This is a genomic window from uncultured Limnohabitans sp. (assembly GCF_937889215.1).
Classification (GTDB): Bacteria; Pseudomonadota; Gammaproteobacteria; order Burkholderiales; family Burkholderiaceae_C; genus Limnohabitans_A.
In genome coordinates this window covers 1-6,068 of sequence record NZ_CALBEX010000016.1, presented here as the reverse complement: position 1 = coordinate 6,068, position 6,068 = coordinate 1, and the positions used below count along the sequence as shown (strand labels likewise).

General features: G+C 61.1%; 6 protein-coding genes. 3 read left to right on the top strand and 3 right to left on the bottom strand.

Annotated elements, in window-relative coordinates:
• Positions 1–157 precede the first annotated feature (157 nt).
• Complete coding sequence (locus Q0341_RS00485) at positions 158–826, top strand: metallophosphoesterase (RefSeq protein WP_299509780.1); 669 nt, start codon at positions 158–160, stop codon at positions 824–826.
• Between the two features lie 37 nt (positions 827–863).
• Here Q0341_RS00485 and Q0341_RS00480 read toward each other — a convergent pair whose 3' ends face one another.
• Complete coding sequence (locus Q0341_RS00480) at positions 864–2,477, bottom strand: glycerol-3-phosphate dehydrogenase/oxidase (RefSeq protein WP_299509778.1); 1,614 nt, start codon at positions 2,475–2,477, stop codon at positions 864–866.
• Positions 2,478–2,598: 121 nt separating this feature from the next.
• Between Q0341_RS00480 and Q0341_RS00475 the strand changes: the two genes are divergently transcribed.
• Together Q0341_RS00475 and glpK are read left to right on the top strand one after the other, a co-directional pair.
• On the top strand, positions 2,599–3,363 hold the full coding sequence (locus tag Q0341_RS00475) for a DeoR/GlpR family DNA-binding transcription regulator (protein ID WP_299509776.1): 765 nt from the start codon (positions 2,599–2,601) through the stop codon (positions 3,361–3,363).
• A 112-nt stretch (positions 3,364–3,475) separates the two neighbouring features.
• Positions 3,476–4,966, top strand: a complete 1,491-nt coding sequence (glpK, locus tag Q0341_RS00470; protein ID WP_299509774.1) for a glycerol kinase GlpK — start codon at positions 3,476–3,478, stop codon at positions 4,964–4,966.
• Between the two features lie 100 nt (positions 4,967–5,066).
• On the opposite strand, the gene Q0341_RS00465 is transcribed toward glpK, so the two are convergent.
• Together Q0341_RS00465 and Q0341_RS00460 are read right to left on the bottom strand one after the other, a co-directional pair.
• Positions 5,067–5,531: a DUF2846 domain-containing protein gene (locus Q0341_RS00465; RefSeq protein ID WP_299509773.1), complete on the bottom strand. Its 465-nt coding sequence runs from the start codon at positions 5,529–5,531 to the stop codon at positions 5,067–5,069.
• Between the two features lie 288 nt (positions 5,532–5,819).
• The coding region (locus Q0341_RS00460; RefSeq protein ID WP_299509772.1) for a type II toxin-antitoxin system RelE/ParE family toxin at positions 5,820–6,068 on the bottom strand (249 nt) is incomplete at its 5' end.

The window sequence follows — 6,068 nt, the reverse complement described above, 5'->3', positions numbered from 1 at the left end:
AGGCGCCGACGGGGGCAAACTTTCCGAGCCGAAGGTGCCGGCCTGCGGGGGGCTGAGCTGCGGGGGGGGCGGCATGTTGGGCATTGAGGGGGCACAAACTCGGAGATCCAAGACCTCCTGTAGGATTTGCGGGGAACAACACCGCTACAAGACCCCTATGCACCCCGGCCCCCTCCTTTTTTGCGGCGACCCGCACGGCCAGTGGCAGCACATCATTGATGCGGCCCTGCACGCCAACGCCCGTGCGGTCATCCTGCTCGGCGACCTGGAGCCCGCACGCCCGCTGCACATCGAGCTGGCCGCCATTTGGGAGCGCGTCTGGTTCATCCACGGCAACCACGACACCGACCACCCGGACCACTTCGCCAACGTCTGGCACCGCAAACACACCGAGCGCCACCTGCACGGGCGCGTCGTCACCCTGCCCTGCGGCACGCGCATTGCCGGGCTTGGCGGCATTTTTCGGGGTGCCGTCTGGTACCCCAAAGACGCTCAAGCCCCCAAATTTCGCAACCGCGACGAACACACCCGCCTCACACCGCACCGGGAACGCTGGCAGGATGGCGTGCCGCTGAAACACTGGTCCAGCATTTACCCCGATGAAGTTGCGCAACTGGCCACGCTGCAAGCCGACATCTTGATCACCCACGAAGCGCCCGGCTACCACGAACACGGCTTCACTGCGCTCGACGCGCTGGCCCGCCGAATGGGCGTGCGCACTGCGGTGCATGGCCACCAACACGACTGCATCGACAGCAGCGCCCGCTGGGCAGCACAGGGATTCCAAAGTTTTGGGGTCGGTCTGCGCGGGGTGATGCAGGCCTGACCACGGGGCCAGGGCCTGGCCCAAGCCGGCGAAGCCCTCAGGCCAATGTGTATTGCGCAGCCAGCTTCAAAAAGCCCGGAACATCGGGGTCAATGCCCGTTTCAGACGCCAAAATCTGGCCCACCTCAGGCGCAATTTCAGCGGCACGCTGGGCATCCAAGAACAGCAGCCTTGAGCGTCGTGCCAACACATCCTCCAAGCGCAGTGCGTACTCGTAGCGCGCTGCAAACCTCACCATGGCCTCACTCAAACTGGGGGTCAGCCAATTTTGCGTGCCAGGCAATTGCCCCAGCCAAACTTGCTCACTGCCGTAAGAATGCACCCCCTCCGGCTCGGACATCGAAACACGGGCCGCCGCATCAGACGCTGCATTTGCACCCGCATCCGCGCCAACCAGTGGCATGTCCTCGGTTTGCGCCGGGCCGCGAGAAGCCAAGAGCCCGCTGTCCACACACCTGTCCAACACCTCTTGCGCCATGGCACGGTAAGTGGTCCATTTGCCCCCCGTCACCGTGACCAAACCCGATCGACTGACCACCACCGTGTGTTCGCGGCTCAGCGCCTTGGTGTTATTGCCCTCATCCTGCGGCGGCTTGACCAGCGGGCGCAAGCCCACCCAAATGCTTTTCACATCGCTGCGCTTGGGGGGGTAGCGCAAGTAGCGCGCCGACTCCTGCAAGATGAAATCAATCTCTTCTTCAAAGGCCAAAGGCTCACGGGCCAAATCGTCACGCGGCGTGTCGGTGGTGCCCAAAATCACTTGGCCCAACCAAGGCACGGCAAACAACACGCGGCCATCGGCGGTTTTGGGAATCATCAAACCCGCATGGCCGGGCAAAAACTTCTTGTCCACCACCATGTGCACACCCTGGCTAGGTGCAACCATCCGTTGTTGGGCACCGTCTTGTGCACGCAAAGCGTCCACCCAAACACCTGTCGCGTTGACCACACAACGCGCCTCGATGGTGTGGGTCTCGCCCGTCAGCGCATCTTCTGCTTGCAAGCCACACACGCGTTCATCGGCGTAGCGCAAGCGCGTGGCCCGCATGTGATTGAGCAACAGCGCCCCTCGAAGGGCTGCGCTGCGCGCCAAAGCCAGCGCCAACTTGGCATCGTTGAACTGGCCGTCCCAATACTTCACACCACCGCGCAAACCCGCCATTTGCACCGAAGGCAAACACCGCTCGGTCTCTTGGCGCGACAAAAACACGGTGGCCCCCAGACCGGACTTGCCTGCCAAAGCGTCATAAGCCTTCAGGCCGACACCGTAAAAAGGCTTTTCCCACCAGGCATACAGCGGCATGACAAACGGCAAGGGCTGTGCAATGTGCGGGGCGTTGCGCAGCAAAGTGCTGCGCTCATGCAGGGCTTCACGCACCAAGGCGATGTTGCCCTGCGCCAAATACCGTACCCCCCCATGCACCAACTTGGTGGAACGCGAAGATGTCCCTTTGGCAAAGTCATCCGACTCCACCAACACCACCCGATAACCCCGCGAAGCCGCATCCAATGCCAAACCCAAGCCCGTGGCCCCGCCGCCCACAATCGCCAGGTCATACACCGTCTGAGGGCTCAACCGGGCCAAAAGGTCGTTGCGGCGCGTTGGCAACGGCTGTTCATGCTGCGACACCGGGTGCAAACAGGGTTCCATCTCTGGGCTTTTCATTGTTGATCGAAATTTTTCTTTTGGCCATGGAATTTACCATTTTAAATGTTCGTTTTTGTTCGATGTGGCGTTGTGCCCGTCTGCAACTGCGTGGAAAATAACCCCCATGAATGCCAATCCCCGACAAATCACGCTGCTCAAAGTGGTCCAAGAACTCGGCTCCGTGAGCGTCGAGCAACTGGCCGACAAGCTGGGCGTCACACTGCAAACGGTGCGCCGCGACGTGCAGCGCCTGGCCGAGACCGGGCAATTGACACGTTTTCATGGTGGCGTGCGCGTGCCCAGCTCGACCACAGAAAACCTTGGTCATCAGCTGCGGGTCAACCTCAACGCCAAGGCCAAAACACGCATTGCCCGCAGCGTGGCGGCAGCGGTGCCCAACGACTGCTCGCTGATCTTGAACATTGGCACCACCACCGAAGCCATCGCCCGAGCGCTGCTGGGCCACAACGGCCTGCGCGTGATCACCAACAACCTGAACGTGGCGAGCATCCTGAGCGCCAACCCCAACAGCGAAGTCATCGTCGTGGGCGGCGTGGTGCGCGGGCGCGATCACGGCATCGTGGGCGAAGCGGCGGTGGACTTTATTCGCCAATTCAAAGTCGACATTGCACTGATCGGCATCTCAGGCATCGAAGCCAACGGCTCGCTGCGCGACTACGACTACCGCGAAGTCAAGGTCTCGCAAACCATCCTCACGCATGCCCGAGAAGTGTGGCTGGCGGCCGACCACAGCAAGTTCAACCGCCCGGCCATGGTCGAAGTGGGCAACATCTCACACATCGACCATTTGTTCACCGACGCCCCGCCCCCCGACCCCTTTGCCGCCCTGCTCGCTGAGGCACAAGTGCAGCTCCACATCGCCGACTGAGCCGTCGACTGTCCCAACGACGACTCCGCTCAATGCCCCGCTCACTGCCCCGCTCACTGCCTTGTTCAGCGATCCGCACCTTCACCCGACCCCGAACGTACCTCACCACACCATGACCTACCTCCTCGCCCTCGACCAAGGCACCACCAGCTCGCGCAGCATTGTGTTCAACCCCCAAGGCCAAATAGTGGCCATGGCGCAGCAAGAGATCACGCAGATTTATCCCCAGCCCGGCTGGGTCGAACACGACCCCCTGCAAATTTGGCAAACCCAACTCGCCACCATGGTCGAGGCGCTGGCCAAAGCCGGCATCAGCGCAAGCGAGTTGTCGGGCATGGGCATCACCAACCAACGCGAAACCACCGTGGTGTGGCACAAAAGCACAGGCCAGCCCATCTGCAACGCCATCGTTTGGCAAGACCGCCGGGCCGAACCCGCCTGTGTGGCCCTGCGCGAACAAGGCCTGACCGACACCATCCAAGCCAAAACCGGCTTGCGGGTGGACGCGTATTTTTCGGGCACCAAACTGCAATGGATTTTGGACAACGTGCCCCACGCCCGCGCCCAAGCCGAGCGCGGCGAATTGCTCTTTGGCACCGTCGACAGCTGGCTCATGTGGCAACTCAGTGGCGGGGCCGTGCACGCCACCGACGTGAGCAACGCCTCGCGCACCATGCTCTTCAACATCCACACCCACCAATGGGACGCGGACTTGCTGGCGGCGCTGCGCATCCCCGAAAGCATGATGCCCACCGTCAAAGCCTCCAGCGCCATCTATGGCCAAGCCCGCCCCGAGCTGCTGGGCCACACCGTCACCATCGGCGGCGTGGCGGGCGACCAGCAAAGCGCGCTGTTTGGGCAAGCCTGCTTTCAGGCGGGCATGGCCAAAAACACCTATGGCACCGGCTGCTTCATGCTCATGCACACAGGCGGCTCGGCCATGCAATCGCACAACGGCTTGATCACCACCAGCGCAGCCCAAGTCCATGCGCCAGCCCAATACGCGCTCGAAGGCAGCGTGTTTGTGGGGGGTGCCGTGGTGCAGTGGTTGCGCGACGGCTTGGGCGTCATTCGCCACAGCCATGAAGTGCAAGCCCTGGCCGAAAGCGTGCCCGACTCGGGCGGCGTCATGGTCGTGCCCGCCTTCACGGGCCTGGGCGCGCCCTACTGGAAACCCGACGCACGCGGCGCCATCACGGGGCTCACACGCGGCAGCACCGCAGCGCACATCGCCCGTGCCGCGCTGGAAAGCATCGCCTTCCAAAGCGCCGCCTTGCTGCAAGCCATGGGGCGCGACCTGTCGCAAGCGGGCGTGGCCCGCGTGCAAGAGCTGCGCGTCGACGGCGGCGCGTGCGTCAACGACTTGCTCATGCAAATCCAAGCCGATTTGCTGGGGCTGGATGTGGTGCGCCCCGAAGTGGTGGAAACCACCGCGCTCGGCGCCGCCTATTTGGCAGGCCTGTCGACCGGCGTGTACGCCAACACCGACGAGCTGAGCACCCTTTGGCGCGCAGAACGCCGCTTCAGCCCCCAGCGCCAACCCCACTACGCCGCAGAGCAAATGGCGCTGTGGGAAAACGCGGTGCGCAAAACGGTGCTGTGAATGAAAACGCCGGCCCCATAAAGATGGCATTGCCCCTGAGCTTGCCATTTGTAGGTCGGCGGCTTGAGTCCCGACATGGAGCCTTAGCCGAAGCCGGCCATCAGCGTGGGCCGCTGCAGGTGCCTGTTTTGGCCATATTGAGTTTGGCAATGGCCGCTTTGCCACGCGCTTCAGAGACTCTTTCAAGATCAGCGCCCTCCACCACCAAACCGACCTTGGTGTATTGGCGAATGAAATACGTCTGACCCGGTTCGACCATCAGCTCCATCGCGTTGGGCGAGAACTCGGATTCGGTTTCAATCTTGTGCTTTCTACCGCCTTCAACTTCGGTGTAGAAAAAGACATCCGGGCCACTTTCACCCAGGCACTTGCCATTGATCCAAAGGTCTTTTTTGAGCATCTTGCCCATCCAACTGTCACGGCAAATGTAGATGCCCACTGTGCCTTGACTTGGCGCGTTGAACGCTTTGGACTTTGACGATGAACTTGGGGGCTCCATATCGACAGTGGCACATCCGGAAACCACCAAAGTGGCAGCCAGCAGCAGAGCAGAAACTGTTTTCATGGTGAGGTTTGCGTCGTGGACAGCCTTGATGGCTTCACGCTTTTTATGTTTATTTGGATTGCATATTTTCAATTATTGATAATTTAAAATGCCTTATTTGCTGTTTCCATTTGTGAATGGCGTCGAAACGATACCTGGCTGATCAGCCCCACCGCATGGGCGTGCTCACCACGGTGCACGACCACCAACACGACAGCATCATCCGCAAAAGGCCATCAACGAATCTTTTTGTAAGAGCCCACCCCGTGGGCGATGGGCGTGGCACACGCCCTGCAAACCATCGCCAACTCAATCCGGCAAATGCTTGGCCAAATCCATGCTGTCATGAAGCAAGCGAATGACATCGATGGCTTGACCGTCCGCCATCCTGAAAACCACCAAATGGCGGCCTTTTCTGCCCAGTCGTACGACATGCAGTGTCCGAATACCCAACCCAATATCGTCGCGCACTTTGCTGCCAACAATATTGGGGCCATCGGTCAGCGCCTCCAATGCAAGCGTCAGCGTCTCAAGGCAGTCATCCGCCTGAAGTGCACC

Bases quoted from the DNA above. Each gene is read 5' to 3' on its own strand.
- Q0341_RS00485 (WP_299509780.1), top strand. From the start codon at position 158: ATGCACCCCGGCCCCCTCCTTTTTTGCGGCGACCCGCACGGCCAGTGG.
- Q0341_RS00480 (WP_299509778.1), bottom strand. From the start codon at position 2,477: ATGGAACCCTGTTTGCACCCGGTGTCGCAGCATGAACAGCCGTTGCCA.
- Q0341_RS00475 (WP_299509776.1), top strand. From the start codon at position 2,599: ATGAATGCCAATCCCCGACAAATCACGCTGCTCAAAGTGGTCCAAGAA.
- glpK (WP_299509774.1), top strand. From the start codon at position 3,476: ATGACCTACCTCCTCGCCCTCGACCAAGGCACCACCAGCTCGCGCAGC.
- Q0341_RS00465 (WP_299509773.1), bottom strand. From the start codon at position 5,531: ATGAAAACAGTTTCTGCTCTGCTGCTGGCTGCCACTTTGGTGGTTTCC.